We start from the raw sequence: 17,351 nt of genomic DNA on the forward strand, positions 1-17,351 counted from the left end.
TTAACGACGGCCGATGAACAGCGAGGCGACCAGCGCCACCAGGCCCACCGCCACCAGCGGGCCGGTGACGGCGAAGGTCAGGAAGCGGCTGGCATTGATGATGGCCAGCACCGCCGCCGCCGACAGGAAGCCGAGGCCGACGAACAGCAGCCAGCCCGCATTGCCGGCCGAGGAAGGCGCCACGCGCTTCCTCACCAAGTGGTGTACATAGGCGCCGCGCGCGAAGAAGTAGACGCTGATCAGGATCAGGAACACGATGCCGCCGATCGCCAGGTCGCGGTCTGAGGTATCCGCGACCGGCAAGGTGTGCGGGTCGACCGGCATCACCTCGACCGGGCGGGTGGCGGTGTCCGGCAACGTGCGCGGCGAGCTATCCTGTGGCGAGGCCGATTCTTCCGGCAGCTTGAAGCCTGGATCGGCGGGCGACGGGGCATCGGTTGGTGCTTGGGTTGCCTGCATGGCGTTTTCCTTTCTAGTCTTCAGCGGCCGAGCCGCACTTGCGCGCCTTCGCGCACATCGAGCAGCCGATGGCCGAACAGCGTTGTTTTCAGTTGCGCGACCTGTTCGCCATGGCGGTCATGGATCGCCTGCGTGGTGCCGGCGCGGCCGTGCATGGTGCGCATCTCCTCGTCCACCGTCACCTGCACCTTGCGCGGCCGCGCCCAGGCCCAGGCGGCGGCCGCGAGCAGCGCCAACAGCGCGAGCAAGGTCCCGACCAGCGCCAGCAGCGGCCCCATGCCGTAATGGACGCGCACCTCCACCGGCAGCACCGCCGTCGACGCCTGCACCCGCGCCGGCGGGATGAAGATGTCCGGCAGCGGATCGCCCGGGAACAGCGCCGCCATGCGCTGGCGGAAGGCCTGCGACAGCGCCAGCTCCTGGTCGGCCAGGTGCAGCTCGATCCGACCCGGCAGCACGTAGGCGGAACCCGCGGACTTGAGCGCGGCCAGCGACCATTTGTCGGGAATCTGCGCCACTGGCAGCGCCATGCTGGAACCCAGCGGCGCCGGCTGGCCGGGCGCCAGCGCGCGCACGCGCTGGGTATCGAGCGCGATCGGGCGGCTCTCGCCGGCCAAGGTCGAGCGCGCGCTCAGGGTGGCGGAGCTGATCGTGTACGGATACATCGTGTTTTCCAGGTTCCATTCGATGCGCGCTTGCGGCGTGCGCGCATCGGGAGCGACGTCGGCGCGCAGCACGCCGCGCGCATCCGATGCGAACGAGACGCCGGGCGCATTGACGACGCGGCGCGGCGCCAGCCGCACGGTGTCGCGGTCGAGCGGCTTGAGGCGCGCCGGCGGCTCGGTAATCACCCGGGCGATGCGTCCGGAGGCCAGCAGCGCATCGAGCGCGGCCGCGCCTTGCGGCCCGACGGCGAAGGCATACACCATCAAGCCGTTCGCGCTGTAATGCTTACCTTGCACCGGCATGCGCAGCGGGAAGGCCAGCGCCTTCGTGATCGCGTCGCCGCCGTGGATCAGCGCATAGAATTCGCGATTGCGGGTGGCCGTGGCCTGGTCGTTGTTGGGGCTGTTGCGGTTGTTCGTCACCAGCCAGACGATGCCCGGCTGGCCCTTGAGCACCTCGCCCGTGGCGGCGCGCACCGCTTCGCCAAGATCGGTGTCGGCCAGCGCGGCGCCTCCCGGCTTGCGCGCCGTATCGAGGCTGGCGATGGCCTGCGCCACGCGCGCGCGCACCGGTTCCTCGCCCGCCTTGAACGACAGCAGCGCGCGCGGCGACGGCGCCCCCTCCCGGGCCTGGTTGAAGCTTGCCAGCACCAGCGCGTCTCCCGGCTGGACCACGCTGCCCGCCAACGCCGCCACCAGCGGCTTGAAAGGCGACTTGGGATCGCTGTAGAACGGCTCCATCCAGCCCGAGTTCTGCACCAGGAATACATGCGGGACTGAATGAGCACACAGCGACACGCCGGCCAGCAGGGCTGCCGCCAGTGGACGTGCGATCGTGTTCATCATCGTCGTGATCACAAGGGCTCGTCCAGGCGCCAGCCGCGCATCTGGTTCCAGTCCGGATGGTGCAGCCACAGGCAGCCGCCCGCCACCACCGGCACGCACTCGAGCGGACGGGAAAGGCGCGCGATCTCGTCCAGGATCACGTTGCGGCGCCCGATCCATTCGACGGTGGTGCGCGGGATGATGCGGGCGTTTTCTCCGCTCCCCAACGCTTCTTCGGCGCGAAAATTCGCCTTGTGCAAGCGCAGCACCAGGCCGCTCGGCTGGCTGCGGTTATTGTTAAAGCTGCGCAGCAGCGGCAGCACCAGCGTGTCGTCGTGGTGCGGGTCTTCGACGTGCTCGTTCGACCACGGCTCGTCCAGCACCGGATGCCCGCGCCGGAACAGGAAGTTGGCGAAACCCAGGCGCGCGCCGTCGATCGCCATGCGCGCCGGCAGCCGGTCGAAGCCGGCGCCGAGTTCGAGATAGGAATACCCCTGGCCATCGTGCCCGATCTGCCACAGGCGGCCGTCGCGGCCCTGGGTCGGGCCGCCGAAGTCCAGGCGTGGCTGCCAGTGCAGCGGCCATGGCGAAAATTGCGGCGCCTCGCCCGGGCGCCAGGTGAGCTGGCCCTGCGCGTGCAGCCAGAACAGCCGGCCGTCGTAGCCTAGCGGACGGCTCCAGCCGGCGGCCGGCGCATCGGGGCAGGCATATTCGTGCACTTCATCGAGGTCGAGGCGCATGCTCCACAGGCGCACGCCGTCATTGCCGCCCGCGAGACACGCCAGGTGGCGCCGCATGAGGCCGGGCGCGGCCACGATGGGCGCGGCCAGCACGCTCTCGGTGCGGTAGGTTTCGCTTACCGGATCGATCCAGAGCCGCTGCAGGCCGTCCAGGCCGGGGACCACGCCGGCCTCGCCGCGGCGCGCATCCAGCGCCGGGATCCAGGCGTGGCTGGACGCGGTGAACGCCAGGCTGGCGGCGCCCGCTTCGGGCGTGAGCACATGCCAGCTGCCGCCCAGCGGATCCCAGTATTGCAGCACCCCGCGGGTGTGGGCCAGCGCCAGCAGGCGTTCGCCGGGAAAGCCGAAGCCGGCGGCAGCGAACACCGAACAGGCATTGGGCGGCGCCGGCATGGTCAGGTCGCAGCGGCCTGGCGTCGGCGCGGCCGGCCGTTCTTCGAGGCTGTCGCCGAGCGGCGTCGAGGTGACCGGCAAGCCATGCGGCACGTGGCGCGGCAGCACGTCGTCCCCGCCCGGTCCCCACCAGCCGCGCGCTCGCGTCGGCGCGCCGCCAAGGCGCAGCAGCGGACGCCCGCAGCGCGGGCAATAGGCGAAACCTTCGGGATAGATCGGAGAACAGCGGCAATCGAGGGGCAGCGAGGCGCCGAGCACGTGGGCGACGTCGGGCAGCCGCTGGCGCGCGCGCCCCTGCCAGTCGACCGGGCCCAGGCCTTCGCTGGCGAGCAGGGCGAATTCGCCGCTTGCCTCGTCTTCCTGCCAGATGCTGGCGGGCGTTTCCCATCTGTACGCCATTGCTGCCTTTCGCTCTGCCAAATAATTTGTCGAAACACGACCCGCAGGCCGCGTCATTGCTGTTGCTCAAATGATAGCTCCGTGAACCGGCGCGCGGCGCGCCGTTCACAAGGTAGCGTCGCGCGATCCCGGACGCATCAATAATCGAACTCATCGCCTGCCCCGACGGGGAACTTTCGGCAGACATACGTATAATGGCCGCCTGCCTTTCCACCTCTTCAGCCCTTCCGATTCCGCCATGACCGCTGCCGATCCCCACGCCGACCTCCCTTCGCATGCCGTCGATGCCGCCACCAGGCATCTAGCCGACGTGCTGACGATCGCGCTCGAACACGGTCCGGCGCAGCGCGCGCTGGTGGTGTACGACACCCGCACCGGCCTTTCGCGCGCGCTGCTCGACGGCTACCGGCGCAACCTGCCCGAGGCGACCTTCGTCGACTTCGACGGCGTGACGCCGGAAGCGGTGCTGGCGGCGTTTAACACGATGGTGGCGGGCGAGCTGGTGGTGCTGCTGCAGTCGTCGAACTTCCGCCTCGACGGCTTTCGCATGCGGGTCGAGCTGTTCAAGCGCGACCTGAAAGTGATCGAGCACGTGCACCTGTCGCGCATGCCGGGCATCCAGGGCGAGCACTACATCGACGCCCTGGCCTACGACCCCGCCTACTTTCGCGGCACCGGCCGCGCGCTCAAGGAGCGCATCGACCGCGCGCCGCACGGCCGCGTGGTCGGCGGCGGCGAGACGCTCACCTTCGCCTCGCCGTTCGAGCCGGCCAAATTGAACATCGGCGACTACAGCGACATGAAGAACATCGGCGGCCAGTTCCCGATCGGCGAAGTGTTCACCGAAGCGCTCGACCTGGAGGCGGTGCACGGCCGGGTGCAGATCCACGTGTTCGGCGACACCAGCTACCGCTCGAACCGTCCGGACCTGCCGGTGACCCTGGTGATCGAGGCCGGCCGCGTGGTCGCCACCGAGAACGCGACGCCGGCCTTCCAGCAGGTGCTGGACAATATCCGGCTTGAGGAAGGCGAAGTCTGGGTGCGCGAGCTGGGTTTCGGCCTGAACCGGGCCTTCACGCGCGAGCTGCGGGTCGACGACATCGGCACCTACGAGCGCATGTGCGGCATCCACCTGTCGCTCGGCGCCAAGCATGGCGTGTATCCGAAACCCGGCTTCAAGCGCAAGGATGCGCGCTACCACATCGACGTGTTCGCGGTGACCGATGCGGTCTGGCTGGGCGAGGAACGGGTGTACGCGGACGGTCGCTGGCTGGCCTGATGTCGGCCTGATGCCGGCCCGGCGCGGCACGATCGCGTGGTATGATGGCTTATTGTAAAACGGGAGCCCATCATGCCGGACTCGCTATCGAGTCATGTGAGGGAAATCCAGGCCATCGCCGCCGTTCCGAGGATGCTGGAAACCGTTGCCGCGCTTACCGGCCTGCGCTTCGTCTGCATCGCCCACGTCACCGCCGACAGCTGGACCGCCTGCGCGGTCCATGACGGCCTGGGATTCGGCCTTGTCCCCGGCGCGACGCTCGACGTCACCACCACGCTGTGCGAGGAAGTGCGCGATTCCCGGCAGGCGGTCGTCATCGACAGCGTGCGCGACAGCGAGTGCTACCGCGATCACCACACCCCCCGCATCTACGGGTTCCAGAGCTATTTTTCGATTCCCATCTTTCGCCCCGACGGCTTTTATTTCGGTACCTTGTGCGGTCTCGATCCGGAACCGGCCCGGCTGAGCGAGGGCCCCACCATCCCGGCCCTGACCCTGTTTGCCGAACTGGTGTCGCGCCAGCTCGAAACGGAGCGCTCGCTGAGCGCGGCGCGCACCGCGCTGTTGTCCGAACGCGACACCGCGGAGCTGCGCGAACAGTTCATCGCGGTGCTGGGCCACGACCTGCGCACGCCGCTCTCGGCGATCCTCACCGGCGCCGAACTGCTGGCGCGGCGCCACGATGACCCAATGACCCGCCAGCTGGTGGAGCGGATGCGCAGCAGCGCGCTGCGCATGTCCGGGCTGGTGGACAACGTGGTCGATTTCACGCGCGGGCGCATGGGTTCGGGACTGGCGCTCGACATGGCCCGCCATGCCGACGTCGACCGGGTGCTGGAACAGGTGATCGATGAACTGCGCAGCGTGTATCCCGGTCGCGCCATCGCCAGCAGCATCGCGCGCGGCCTGGCTTTGCGCTGCGATCCCCAGCGCCTGGCGCAACTGCTGTCGAACCTGCTCAAGAACGCGCTGGTTCACGGCGCCGAAGGGTGTCCGATCGAGGTACGCGTCGACATCGACGACAGCCTTTTTGTGCTGGAAGTGCGCAACGAGGGGCCGAACCTGAGCCCCGACGTTATGGCGCAACTGTTCAAACCCTATTGGCGCGCCCGCTCGCGCAGCAGGGACGATGGCCTGGGACTGGGCCTGTACATCGTCGACCAGATCGCGCAAGGCCATGGCGGGACGATCGGCGTGCGCTCCGGCGCGAATCGCACCACCTTCACCTTCAGCATGCCGGTCGCATAGAATCCATCCGGCGCTTGTTAGCCTTGTCCGGCATCTCCATACTATTGGCCATTTGTCCACATCGTATGGAGAGCACATGTCCGTCAAACAGCCTGTCGCACCGCGTTTGCGTTTCTTCCTGATCGCCGCCCTGGCGATGCCTTTCGCCCATGCCGACGACGCCGCAATCGCCCGCATCGAAGCGGGCCTGCGCCCGGCCATCGCGCTGGCGAACGCGCCGCTCAAGACCGAAAGCCTGCAGGACGCGATGACGCGCCTGAAGGTGCCGGGCGTGAGCGTGGCCGTGATCCACGACGGCAAGGTGGCCTGGAGCCGCGGCTACGGCGTGGCCTGGGCCGGCGGGCCGGCGGTCACGCCGCAGACCCTGTTCCAGGCCGCCTCGGTCAGCAAACCGGTGGCCGCCATGGCCGCCCTGCGCATGGTCGAACAGGGCAAGCTCGATCTCGACGCCGGCATCGACACCGCCCTCACCTCATGGCACCTGCCGGACGGTAAAGGCAAGCCGAACGTGCGCCAGCTGCTTTCGCATACGGGCGGCATGAGCGTGTCGGGATTCCCCGGCTACGCCGCGGGAAAATCGGCGCCGACGCTGGTGCAGGTGCTCGATGGCGCCTGGGCCGCCAATACCAAGGCGATCAGGGTGGATGCGGCGCCCGGATCGGCATTTCGCTATTCAGGCGGCGGTTATACGGTGCTGCAGCAGGCCATGATCGATCGCAGCGGCAAACCCTTCGACGTGCTGCTGCGGGAATCGGTCCTGGCGCCGCTGGGCATGAGCGACAGCAGCTTCTCGCAGCCACTGCCGGCGACCTTGCAGGCACAGGCCGCCCGCGCCCACGACGAAGACGGCAAACCCTACCGTGGCGGCGCCCACACCTACCCTGAGCTGGCAGCAGCCGGACTGTGGACCACGCCGCAAGACCTGGCCAGGTTCGCGATCGCGATCCAGAACGGCGCGGCAGGTCGCGACAATGGCGTGATCTCCCCAAGCATGACGCGCACCATGCTCACCCCGGTCATGAACGACTACGCATTGGGCCTGCATATCCAGGACGAAGGCAAGGGCTTCGGCCATAACGGCAGCAATATGGGCTTCAAGGCCTTGATGGTCGCATCGACCGAGGGGGGCGATGGCGCGGTGATCCTGACCAACGGCGACAATGGCGGACCGCTGGCGGACAGCCTGGTGCGCGCCATCGCCCACGAGTACAAATGGTCCTTCAACCAGACCCGCCTGCGCCCGACGGTCGAACTGGCGCCAGAACTGAAGAAGGCCCTGGTCGGTAAATACGAGATCGAAGGGCTGGGCCGCTTCGAGATCGCCGACCGCGAAGGCCGGCTGATGGTCACCAACCGCGGCGCGCCATGGGAGCCGCTGTATGCCCAATCCGACAAGCTGCTGTTCATCATGTCGCGGCCGATCGAGCTGCATCGCCTTGACGCCGACAGCGGCGTGTCGGTGCTGGGCGCGTCGTCGAGACCGTATAAACGCGTAGGCGGCCGCTAGGAAATACGTTTATTTCAGGATTTTTACAAATCCCCTGAGCAGTTGATTAATATCAGGATTAGAATTCTTTTCTTATATCAACTACAAATCCAGGGGAATCATGTTCCGTTTGCCTATCGGCGTGGCAGCGCTATGCCTTGCCACGTCAGCGTTCGCGGCCGCACCCTTCGACGACAAATTCCGCCAGCTCGACGAACTGCTGCCGACGCCGGGGTCGATCCGCACCGCGTCCGGCGCCCCGGGCCAAGGTTACTGGCAGCAGCGCGCCGACTACACGATCCGCGCCACGCTCGACGAGAGCAAGCGCGCGCTCTCCGGCGCCGGCACGGTAACCTACCATAACAATTCCCCGGACACCCTGAAGTACCTGTGGCTGCAGCTGGACCAGAACATCTACAAGCCGGGTTCGGACGCGCGCCAGAGCGCCGCCCTCCCCTCGCGCAACGCCTGGACCGGCGCGACCGCGCAGACCGGGCTGAAATTCGACGGCCTGCGCTCGCTGCTCGAGCAGCAGACCTTCCCCGGCGGCTTCGACATCCTGGCGGTGAAGGACACGAACGGCCGGGCGCTGCCGCACACCATCAACAAAACGATGATGCGGATCGACCTGCCGCAACCGCTCAAGCCGGGTGCGCGCGTGACCTTCAGCATCGACTGGCGCTACAACATCAACGAACAGAAGGTGCTGGGCGGGCGCGCCGGCTACGAGAAGTTCGACGACAACAATGACCTGTTCGAGATCGCCCAGTGGTTCCCGCGCATGGCCGCCTACTACGACGTCTATGGCTGGCAGCACAAGCAGTTCCTGGGCGCGGGCGAATTCACCCTGGAATTCGGCGACTACGACGTACGCATCACGGTGCCCGCCGACCACGTGGTCGCGTCGACCGGCGAGCTGCAGAATCCGGGCGACGTGCTCAGCGCCGCCCAGCGCGAACGCCTCAGGCAGGCGCGCACGGCGAAAAAGCCGGTCATCATCGTGACCCAGGCGGAAGCCGAAGCGGCCGAGAAGGCGCGCAACGCAGTGAGCAACGGCGCGACGAAAACCTGGCACTTCAAGGCGAAGAACGTGCGCGATTTCGCCTTCGCCTCGAGCCGTAAATTCATCTGGGACGCGCAGGGCGTCAAGAGCGGCGACGTCGATGTGCTGGCGATGTCCTACTACCCGAAAGAGGGTAATCCGCTGTGGGAGAAATACTCGACCCAGGCGATCATCCACACCATCGAGCAGTACAACAAGTACTCCTTCGACTACCCGTACCCGACCGCGATCTCGGTCAACGGCCCCGTGGGCGGCATGGAATACCCGATGATCTCGTTCAACGGTCCGCGGCCGAGCAAGGACAAGAAGACCGGCGAGATCACGTATTCGCAGCGTACCAAGTATGGCCTGATCGGCGTGATCATCCACGAGGTGGGCCACAACTACTTCCCGATGATCGTCAACTCGGACGAGCGCCAGTGGACCTGGATGGACGAGGGCCTGAACACCTTCGTGCAATACCTGGCGCAGCAGGCCTGGGAAGAAAACTGGCCGGACAGCCGCGGCGAGCCGCGCCGCATCACCGACTACATGAAGAGCCGCAACCAGGTGCCGATCATGACCAACTCGGAGTCGCTGCTGCAGTTCGGGAACAACGCCTACGCCAAGCCGGCCGCCGCGCTGAACGTGCTGCGCGAGACGGTGCTGGGCCGTGAACTGTTCGACTTCGCCTTCAAGGAATACGCCCAGCGCTGGAAATTCAAGCGTCCCACCCCGGCCGACTTCTTCCGCACCATGGAAGACGCCTCCGGCACGGACCTCGACTGGTTCTGGCGCGGCTGGTTCTATACCACCGACGCGGTCGACGTGAGCGTGGACGGCATCACCGAATACACGGTGTCGAGCCAGGATCCGGAAGTCGAGAAGGCATTGCTGCGCGCGCGCCGCGCGGAGGAGCCGGTGTCGGTCACGAAGCAGCGCAACGAGGGAATGGCGCGCCGCGTCGATGCGCATCCCGAGCTGAAGGACTTCTATAACGAAAACGACGACTTCACCGTCACCAACAAGGACCGTAACCGCTACCAGGAAAAGATGGCCGGCCTGGAGGACTGGGAAAAGGCGCTGCTCAAGGAAGGCAAGCACCTGTACCTGGTGGACTTCACGAACGTGGGCGGGCTGGTGACGCCGCTGGTGGTCGAGATCGAACTCAAGAGCGGCAAGAAGACCATCGAGCGCATTCCGGCGGAGGTTTGGCGTTATTCGCCGGCGAAGATCACCAAGCTGTTCGTGCTTGATGAGCCAATGGTCGGGCTGACCCAGGATCCTTACTGGGAGACGGCCGACGTCGACGTCAGCAATAACAGCTGGCCGAGGAAGGCGACGCCGTCGCGGCTGGAGTTGTTCAAGACCGAACGCGATCCGAACAATCTGATGCGCGATTTTAATACGAAGCTCAAGGAAAAGGACAAGGCGGAAGCGCCGTCGGCCGAGTGATCCGCGGCTCCCTCTCCTGTTGAACGCGTCGGCGGCGTAGCCGCCGACCCTACGCCGGCCCAGCTGCCGGTGTTTTACTTTCTGCTGTCACCCACATGAATCTCAAGCACCTACACGCGGCGCTCGCCGCCCTCGTCCTTTCCGCCTCCGCGACTGCCGCCGGCCCCGTCTTCGACGACAAGTTCCGCCAGCTGGATGAGTTGCTGCCGACGCCGGGCGAGACCCGCAACGCGGCCGGCGCGCCCGGCCACAAGTACTGGCAGCAGCGCGCCGACTACCGGCTGCGCGTGACGCTCGACGAGACCAAGCGTTCGCTGTCGGGCGCCGGCACCGTGACCTACCATAACAATTCGCCGGACACGCTGACCTACCTGTGGGTGCAGCTGGACCAGAACATGTTCCGCAGCGATTCGGACAACCGCAATATCGCCACCCTGCCGTCGCGCGATGCGTGGCAGCCGCGCGGGAATGATGGCGTCAAGTTCGACGCCCTGCGCTTCACGCTCGAGGCGCGCAAGTTCGATGGTGGCATCCACATCGCCAGCGTGACCGGCAGCGACGGCAAGCCCCTGCGCCACACGATCAACAAGACCATGATGCGGATCGACCTGCCGCAGCCGCTCAAGCCGGGCGCGCGCACGTCGTTCAATGTGGCCTGGAGCTTCAACATCCCCGAGATGAACGTGCTGGGCCGCCGCATGGGCTTCGAGCGTTTCGACGACGGCAACGACATCTACGAGATCGCCCAGTGGTTCCCGCGCATGGCCGCCTACTACGACGCGGCCGGCTGGCAGAACGCGCAATACCTGGGCGACGGCGAATTCACCCTCGAATTCGGCGACTACGACGTCCAGATCACGGCTCCCGCCGACCACGTGGTGGCCTCCACCGGTGAACTGCAGAACCCGGGCGACGTGCTCACCGCAGCGCAGCGCGACCGCCTGAAGCAGGCGCGCACGGCGAACAAGCCGGTCATGATCATCACCCAGCTTGAAGCGCAGGCCAACGAGAAAGGCCGCGCCGCCGGCACCCGCACCTGGCGCTTCAAGGCGCAGAACGTGCGCGACTTCGCCTTCGCCACCAGCCGCAAATTCATCTGGGATGCGCAGGGCATCAAGAGCGGCAAGCAGGACGTGATGGCGATGTCCTACTACCCGGCCGAGGCCAATCCGCTATGGGAAAAATATTCCACCCCGGCCGTGATCCACACCATCGAGCAGTACAACAAGTACTCGTTCGACTACCCGTATCCGGTCGCGATCTCGGTCAACGGCCCGGTGGGCGGCATGGAATACCCGATGCTGTCGTTCAATGGGCGCAGGCCGGTGAAGGACGCCAAGACCGGCGAGATGACGTATTCGAAGGCCGCCAAGTATGGGCTGATCAGCGTGATCATCCACGAGGTGGGCCACAACTACTTCCCGATGATCGTCAATTCGGACGAGCGCCAGTGGACCTGGATGGACGAGGGCATGAACAGCTTCGTGCAGTTCCTGGCCGAAGAGGCCTGGGAAGAAGGCTATCCGTCGCGCCGCGGCGAGGCGCGCGACATCGTTTCGTACATGCGCAGCACGAACCAGGCGCCGATCATGACGAATGCCGAGTCGACGCTCCAGCGCGGCAACAACGCCTACGCCAAGCCGGCCACCGCGTTCAACATCCTGCGCGAGACCATCCTCGGCCGCGAGCTGTTCGACTTCGCGTTCAAGGAATACGCCGAGCGCTGGAAGTTCAAGCGCCCCACCCCGGCCGACTTCTTCCGCACCATGGAAGACGCGTCCGGCACGGACCTCGACTGGTTCTGGCGCGGCTGGTTCTACACCACCGACGCGGTCGACATCAGCGTCGAGGGCATCACCGAGTACACCGTCAGCAGCCAGGACCCGGAGGTAGAGAAGGCGCTCCTGCGCGAGCGCGCCAACGGCGAACCGGTGTCGGTCATGGACCAGCGCAACAAGGGTATGGCGCGCCGCATCGACGCCCATCCCGAGCTGAAGGACTTCTACAACGAGAACGACGAGTTCACGGTCACCAACAAGGACCGCAACAAGTACCGGGAAACCATGGCCGGCCTGGAGGACTGGGAAAAGGCGCTGCTCAAGGAAGGCAAGCACCTGACCCTGGTCGACTTCGCCAACAAGGGCGGGCTGGTGATGCCGCTGATCGTCGAGATCGAACTGAAAAGCGGCAAGAAGATCGTCGAGCGCATTCCGGCCGAGGTGTGGCGTTACTCGCCGAAGCAGATCACCAAGCTGTTCGTCACCGACGAGCCGATCGTGGGCCTGACCCAGGATCCATTCTGGGAAACCGCCGACATCGACACCAGCAACAACAGCTGGCCGCGCAAGACCGCGCCGTCGCGCCTGGAGCTGTTCAAGACCGAGCGTGACCCGGGCAACCTGATGCGCGACATGCAGACGCCGCTGAAGGGCACCGCCGCGCCGAAGGCCGCGCAATGACGCTGCAAGGATTCAAGGCGCTGTGCATCGCCCTGCTGCTGTGCGTGAGCACAGCAGCGAGCGCGCACCGCTTCCACTTCGGCATGACCGACATCTCGTACAACGAGCGCACCGGCACCACCGAGATCGTCCACACCTATACGGCGCACGACATCGACGCCCTGCTGCTGAACCTCTACCAGCGCCAGTTCGACCTCTCCGATCCGGAAGACCAGGACGTGCTGCGCCAGTATGTCGAGCGCCAGTTTTGGCTCGCCGCCCCGGACGGCAAGCGCCTGCCTCCCAAATGGATCGGCATGACGGTCGATGCCAACAGCGTCGTCATCTACCAGGAAATCGAGAACACGCCCCTTAGCCGCGCGGCCACGATCCGCCAGGGCGTGCTGATCGACTTCCTGCCCGAGCAGGTCAATACCGTCAACCTGGGCGCGGGCGGCGCGGTCCATTCCCTCACCTTCACCCGCCAGGCGCTCGAGCAGCCGGCGCAGTAACACATACCTTTTTCAAGACATTCCATGCATCTTCGTCCTATCGCCTGCGCGCTGGCCGCGCTGTTCGCCACGTCCGCCGTCCACGCCGACGACTTCCAGCTCCAGCGCGTGCTGGTCGAAGGCGCCCGCGCCTCCCAGCTCGGCATCGCCGATTCGGCCGGCGCCGGCAGCGCGGGCGCGAAAGACCTGGCGGGCCGCATCGCCTACCGCCCGGGCGAACTGCTCGAAGTCACGCCCGGCCTGATCGCCAGCCAGCACAGCGGCGAGGGCAAGGCCAACCAGTTCTACCTGCGTGGTTTCAACCTTGACCACGGCACCGATCTCGCCACCTGGGTCGACGGCATGCCGGTCAACCAGCGCAGCCACGCCCACGGCCAGGGCTGGACCGACCTGAACTTCCTGATCCCCGAACTGGTTGGCCGTCTCGACTACCGCAAGGGGCCGTATTCGGCGCGCGAAGGCGACTTCTCGTCGGCCGGCGTGGCCTCGCTCACCTATGCCAACCAGCTGGTGAAGGACCTCGCTTCGGCCACCGTCGGCCAGGACGGCTACCGGCGCGCGCTGGTCGCCGGTTCGTCCGAGGTGACGGGCGGCAGCCTGCTGTACGCGCTGGAAGCGATGCACAACGACGGTCCGTGGACGCGGCCGGACGACTACCGCAAGCTCAATGCCGTGCTGCGGTTCAGCCGCGGCTACGCCAACAATGGCTGGAGCGTCACCGCAATGGGCTATCGCGGCGACTGGGATTCCACCGACCAGATCCCGCTGCGCGCGGTACAGGACGGCCGCCTCGGGCGCTACGACCTGGTCGACGACAGCGATGGTGGTCAGGCGCGGCGCTTCAGCCTGTCGGGCATCTGGCGCCGGACCGATGCCGACTCGGCCAGCAAGGTCAGCGCCTACGCGATCCGCAACCAGCTCGCGCTGTTCTCGAACTTCACCTATTTTCTGAACGACCCGGTCAATGGCGACCAGTTCGCCCAGCCCGACCGCCGCGTCACCACCGGCCTGGACGCCACCCACACCTGGCATATGCACCGCACCGAGACGCTGTCATCCGACCTGACGGTGGGCGCTCAGGTCCAGAACGACAATATCTTCAACGGCTTGTACGACACGCGCCGGCGCCAGCGCATCGCAACCACGCGCGAAGACCATATCGTCGAGACCAGCGGCGCCGTCTTCATCGAAAACGCGACCCGCTGGAGCGATGCGCTGCGCACGGTGGCGGGTGTCCGGGCCAGCAACTACCGCTTCCGCGTGGACGGCGACCGGCCGGAGAATGCCGGCAAGGCGCGCGACACGCTGGTCACGCCGACGCTGAACATCGTCTATGGCCCGTGGGCGTCGACCGAACTGTATGCCAACTACGGCCATGGCTTTCACAGCAACGATGCGCGCGGCACGGTGGCGACGGTCGATCCGAAGACGCTGGACGCGGTCGACCCGACGCCCGGCCTGGTGCGTTCGCGCGGATATGAGTTCGGCGTGCGCACCGAGGCGATCCCGAAGATGCAGACGTCGCTGGCCGTGTACCGGCTCGACTTCGATTCCGAACTGACCTATATCGGCGACGCCGGCAATACCGAGGCGGGCGATCCGAGCCGGCGCTACGGCATCGAGTTCTCGAACTATTACCGCCCGCTCAAATGGCTGTCGATCGACCTCGATGCGGCCTGGGCGCGCGCCCGCTCGCGTGGCGAAAACCTCGAAGGAAACCGGGACGCCGGCCGTCGCATCCCCGGCGCCATCGAAGGCGTCGCCCAGCTGGGCGTGACCGTGGACCCGCGCGGCCCGTGGTCGGGTTCCCTGCGCCTGCGCTGGTTCGGCCCGCGTCCGCTGGTCGAGGACGACAGCGTGCGCTCGAATTCAAGCCTGACGCTCAACGGCCGCATCGGCTACCGGCTGGCGAACGGCCTGCGCCTGGAGCTGGAAGGCTTCAATCTGACCAACCGGCGCGCCCCGGCCATCGATTACTTCTACGAGTCGCAGCTGCAGGGCGAGGCCGCGCCGGTGGCGGACGTGCACTTCCATCCGATCGAGCCGCGTTCGCTGCGCCTGACCCTCGTCAAACAGTGGTGATCCAGCACATCTGTCATTCGACGGGGGCTGTCACTCGTAAAGACGAAAAGTGCTACGCTAACGGGATGACTACACCGCAACTCCCCTATCTCGCGCCGTCGCAGCTGACGGATGCCCTGCGCAGCACCGGTTATGCCGTGCTGCGTCCCGCCGACGTCGCCGCGCTGGCCGGCTGCGACATCGGCGAGCTGGACTCGCTCGTGCCGAGCTGGGACCGGCTCGAGCTGGACGAATACCTCAAGGACGGCGGCCGCTACCGCCGCCGCCGCCATTCCTGCTTCATCGACGACGCCGGCCAGCTGACGCAGACGCCGCACCGCGCGCACTGGCAGCCGGTCGAGTACAACGCGCTGCACGGCGGCATGCACCGCCTGTTCGCGCCGATGGAAGCGGCCACCGTCGCCAACCCGGCCTGGGACCGGCTGCTGGGCGCGCTGGGCGGAGTCTGTTCAAAGGTCGCGGGCCAGCAGCGCTGGTTCGTCGAAGCGCACCAGTTCCGTATCGACACCGCCGACGGCATCGGCCGCCCGACGCCCGAAGGCGCGCACCGCGACGGCGTCAACTTCGTGGCCGTCATCCTCATCAATCGCAAGGACATCAAGGGCGGCGAGACGCGCGTGTTCGATGCCGACGGCCCGGCCGGCCAGCGCTTCACCATGCTCGAACCCTGGACCCTGCTGTTGCTCGACGACGCCGCCGTGATCCACGAATCGACGCCGATCCAGCCGCTGGGCGACCATGGCTACCGCGACACACTGGTGCTGACCTGGCGCGCCAATGCCTTCCAGGGCGAAGACGCCTGAATCTCTTCCACAAGTAAAAAAACGCCCGCGAACCTGAAGGTTGGCGGGCGGGAATCCAATTTTCGGAGAAAACTGGAGGAGACAGTTCCAATATAGTCTTTTTTATTGTGCAGTGCAATACGGTAGAAGTACTGTAGTTGTTTCAATAGAGGAAGCCCTCTAAATCAGGCTGGCGGCCTGGGCGTTTGCGGCAGTGCGCCATTTCCCTTCCCCTCGTATTCCCTCTTTTTCGGCCGTCTTTTGGCCCGTCAAACCCCTCTATCGTGTCGGCCACGCCGGCCATGGTGCGGCGCGTGCGCACGGGTCGGCCGTAGCGCTTTTGCTACACTTCTTTGCTATAGCCAAAAGACATAGAGACCATGATAAAAACTCGCGCTCCGCGTACGCTCGTTATTGCCCTGGGCGCCGCCGCCCTGTGCGCCACCGTCGCACTGGCCACCGCCAACCGCGCCACCGCCAAGGATGAAAAAGCGCCGCCGCGCCCCGCCCTGAGCGTTTCCACCGCGCGCCCCGCCACCACCAGCCTGCCGATCAACCTCACCGCCAACGGCAGCATCGCCGCCTGGCAGGACGCAGTGATCGGCAGCGAATCGAACGGCCTGCGCCTGGCCGAGGTGCGGGTGAACGTCGGCGACGTGGTCAAGAAGGGGCAGGTGCTGGCGGTGTTTGCCGACGAAACGGTGCGCGCCGAGATCGAGGGCGCGCGCGCCGCGCTGCTCGAAGCCCAGGCCAACCAGCAGGAAGCGAAGGCCAACGCCGACCGCGCCCGCGCGCTGGAGAGCTCGGGCGCGCTGAGCGCGCAGCAGGTCACCCAGTACGTCACCGGCGAAATGACCGCCTCGGCGCGCGTCAAATCGGCCCAGGCCACCCTTACCCAGCAGCAGCTGCGCCTGAAGTACACGCAGGTGGTCGCGCCCGACAGCGGCGTGATCTCCGCGCGTACGGCCACCGTCGGCGCCGTGGTCGGCGTCGGCACCGAACTGTTCCGCATGATCCGCCAGGGCCGCCTCGAATGGCGCGCCGAAGTCGTGGCGCAGGACCTGGGCCGCATCAAGCCGGGCGCCAGGGCCGTCGTGCGCGCCGCCAGCGGGGCGGAGATTGCCGGCAAGGTGCGCACCGTGGCGCCGTCGGTCGATCCGCAAACGCGCATCGCCCTGGTCTATGTCGACCTGCCGCCGGCGCTGTCCAGCGACATGCCGCTCAAGGCCGGCATGTTCGCCAGCGGCCGCTTCGAGCTGGGAGCGTCGAACGCGCTCACCGTGCCGCAGCAGGCGGTCGCCGTGCGCGATGGCTTTAGCTATGTGTTCCGATTGAATGCCGACAGCCGCGTGAGCCAGGTGAAGGTGAACCTCGGACGCCGCCTGGGCGAGCGGGTCGAGGTGGTGAGCGGCGTGAACGCCGACATGGCGATCGTGGTCCAGGGCGCCGGCTTCCTCAACGACGGTGACCTGGTGCGCAATATCGCCGCCCCGCCAGCGCCGGCGCCGGCGACCGCACGCGCCACGGCCGCGCGTTGAGGACGACA

12 protein-coding genes are annotated in these 17,351 nt (G+C 66.6%); 9 read left to right on the forward strand and 3 right to left on the reverse strand.

Features of this window, described 5'->3' with window-relative positions; all coding sequences use genetic code 11:
- The 3 genes from AC3A6F_RS10440 to AC3A6F_RS10450 are packed head-to-tail and all read right to left on the reverse strand — an operon-like array spanning position 1 to position 3,481.
- A complete protein-coding gene (locus AC3A6F_RS10440; RefSeq protein WP_487680386.1) occupies positions 1 to 459 on the reverse strand; it encodes a hypothetical protein in 459 nt (152 codons plus the stop codon).
- A gap of 20 nt (positions 460 to 479) precedes the next feature.
- A complete protein-coding gene (locus AC3A6F_RS10445; protein WP_487680388.1) occupies positions 480 to 1,982 on the reverse strand; it encodes a hypothetical protein in 1,503 nt (500 codons plus the stop codon).
- Entirely contained in the window at positions 1,979 to 3,481 is a 1,503-nt protein-coding gene (locus AC3A6F_RS10450) for a hypothetical protein (protein WP_487680390.1), read from the reverse strand. The genes AC3A6F_RS10445 and AC3A6F_RS10450 overlap by 4 nt, the downstream gene beginning before the upstream one ends.
- Before the next feature lie 238 nt (positions 3,482 to 3,719).
- Here AC3A6F_RS10450 and AC3A6F_RS10455 point away from each other — a divergent pair, with 238 nt between their 5' ends.
- From AC3A6F_RS10455 to AC3A6F_RS10495, 9 genes are all read left to right on the forward strand, one after another.
- Positions 3,720 to 4,760: a hypothetical protein gene (locus AC3A6F_RS10455; RefSeq protein ID WP_487680392.1), complete on the forward strand. Its 1,041-nt coding sequence runs from the start codon at positions 3,720 to 3,722 to the stop codon at positions 4,758 to 4,760.
- A 72-nt stretch (positions 4,761 to 4,832) separates the two neighbouring features.
- Positions 4,833 to 6,008 carry a sensor histidine kinase gene (locus AC3A6F_RS10460; RefSeq protein ID WP_487680394.1) on the forward strand — a complete coding sequence of 392 codons (1,176 nt, stop codon included), beginning with the start codon at positions 4,833 to 4,835 and terminating at the stop codon, positions 6,006 to 6,008.
- A gap of 76 nt (positions 6,009 to 6,084) precedes the next feature.
- Complete coding sequence (locus tag AC3A6F_RS10465) at positions 6,085 to 7,515, forward strand: serine hydrolase (RefSeq protein ID WP_487680396.1); 1,431 nt, start codon at positions 6,085 to 6,087, stop codon at positions 7,513 to 7,515.
- A gap of 100 nt (positions 7,516 to 7,615) precedes the next feature.
- Positions 7,616 to 9,991 carry a M1 family metallopeptidase gene (locus tag AC3A6F_RS10470; protein ID WP_487680398.1) on the forward strand — a complete coding sequence of 792 codons (2,376 nt, stop codon included), beginning with the start codon at positions 7,616 to 7,618 and terminating at the stop codon, positions 9,989 to 9,991.
- Between the two features lie 95 nt (positions 9,992 to 10,086).
- Complete coding sequence (locus tag AC3A6F_RS10475; protein ID WP_487680400.1) at positions 10,087 to 12,450, forward strand: M1 family metallopeptidase; 2,364 nt, start codon at positions 10,087 to 10,089, stop codon at positions 12,448 to 12,450.
- Complete coding sequence (locus AC3A6F_RS10480) at positions 12,447 to 12,941, forward strand: DUF6702 family protein (RefSeq protein ID WP_487680401.1); 495 nt, start codon at positions 12,447 to 12,449, stop codon at positions 12,939 to 12,941. The genes AC3A6F_RS10475 and AC3A6F_RS10480 overlap by 4 nt, the downstream gene beginning before the upstream one ends.
- A 24-nt stretch (positions 12,942 to 12,965) precedes the next feature.
- Entirely contained in the window at positions 12,966 to 15,023 is a 2,058-nt protein-coding gene (locus AC3A6F_RS10485) for a TonB-dependent receptor (protein WP_487680403.1), read from the forward strand.
- A gap of 65 nt (positions 15,024 to 15,088) precedes the next feature.
- Positions 15,089 to 15,826 carry a 2OG-Fe dioxygenase family protein gene (locus tag AC3A6F_RS10490; RefSeq protein WP_487680405.1) on the forward strand — a complete coding sequence of 246 codons (738 nt, stop codon included), beginning with the start codon at positions 15,089 to 15,091 and terminating at the stop codon, positions 15,824 to 15,826.
- 359 nt (positions 15,827 to 16,185) lie between these two features.
- The gene (locus AC3A6F_RS10495) at positions 16,186 to 17,343 is read left to right on the forward strand and encodes an efflux RND transporter periplasmic adaptor subunit (protein WP_487680406.1); all 1,158 of its coding nucleotides are present in this window, start codon (positions 16,186 to 16,188) and stop codon (positions 17,341 to 17,343) included.
- Positions 17,344 to 17,351: the final 8 nt, after the last annotated feature.

Source organism: Massilia sp. Soil_C_3 (assembly GCF_057657035.1).

Excerpts from the sequence above, each read along its gene's own strand:
- AC3A6F_RS10485 (WP_487680403.1), top strand. The coding sequence starts at position 12,966 with ATGCATCTTCGTCCTATCGCCTGCGCGCTGGCCGCGCTGTTCGCCACG.
- AC3A6F_RS10495 (WP_487680406.1), top strand. The coding sequence starts at position 16,186 with ATGATAAAAACTCGCGCTCCGCGTACGCTCGTTATTGCCCTGGGCGCC.
- AC3A6F_RS10440 (WP_487680386.1), bottom strand. The coding sequence starts at position 459 with ATGCAGGCAACCCAAGCACCAACCGATGCCCCGTCGCCCGCCGATCCA.
- AC3A6F_RS10455 (WP_487680392.1), top strand. The coding sequence starts at position 3,720 with ATGACCGCTGCCGATCCCCACGCCGACCTCCCTTCGCATGCCGTCGAT.
- AC3A6F_RS10470 (WP_487680398.1), top strand. The coding sequence starts at position 7,616 with ATGTTCCGTTTGCCTATCGGCGTGGCAGCGCTATGCCTTGCCACGTCA.
- AC3A6F_RS10450 (WP_487680390.1), bottom strand. The coding sequence starts at position 3,481 with ATGGCGTACAGATGGGAAACGCCCGCCAGCATCTGGCAGGAAGACGAG.
- AC3A6F_RS10460 (WP_487680394.1), top strand. The coding sequence starts at position 4,833 with ATGCCGGACTCGCTATCGAGTCATGTGAGGGAAATCCAGGCCATCGCC.
- AC3A6F_RS10480 (WP_487680401.1), top strand. The coding sequence starts at position 12,447 with ATGACGCTGCAAGGATTCAAGGCGCTGTGCATCGCCCTGCTGCTGTGC.
- AC3A6F_RS10490 (WP_487680405.1), top strand. The coding sequence starts at position 15,089 with ATGACTACACCGCAACTCCCCTATCTCGCGCCGTCGCAGCTGACGGAT.
- AC3A6F_RS10475 (WP_487680400.1), top strand. The coding sequence starts at position 10,087 with ATGAATCTCAAGCACCTACACGCGGCGCTCGCCGCCCTCGTCCTTTCC.
- AC3A6F_RS10465 (WP_487680396.1), top strand. The coding sequence starts at position 6,085 with ATGTCCGTCAAACAGCCTGTCGCACCGCGTTTGCGTTTCTTCCTGATC.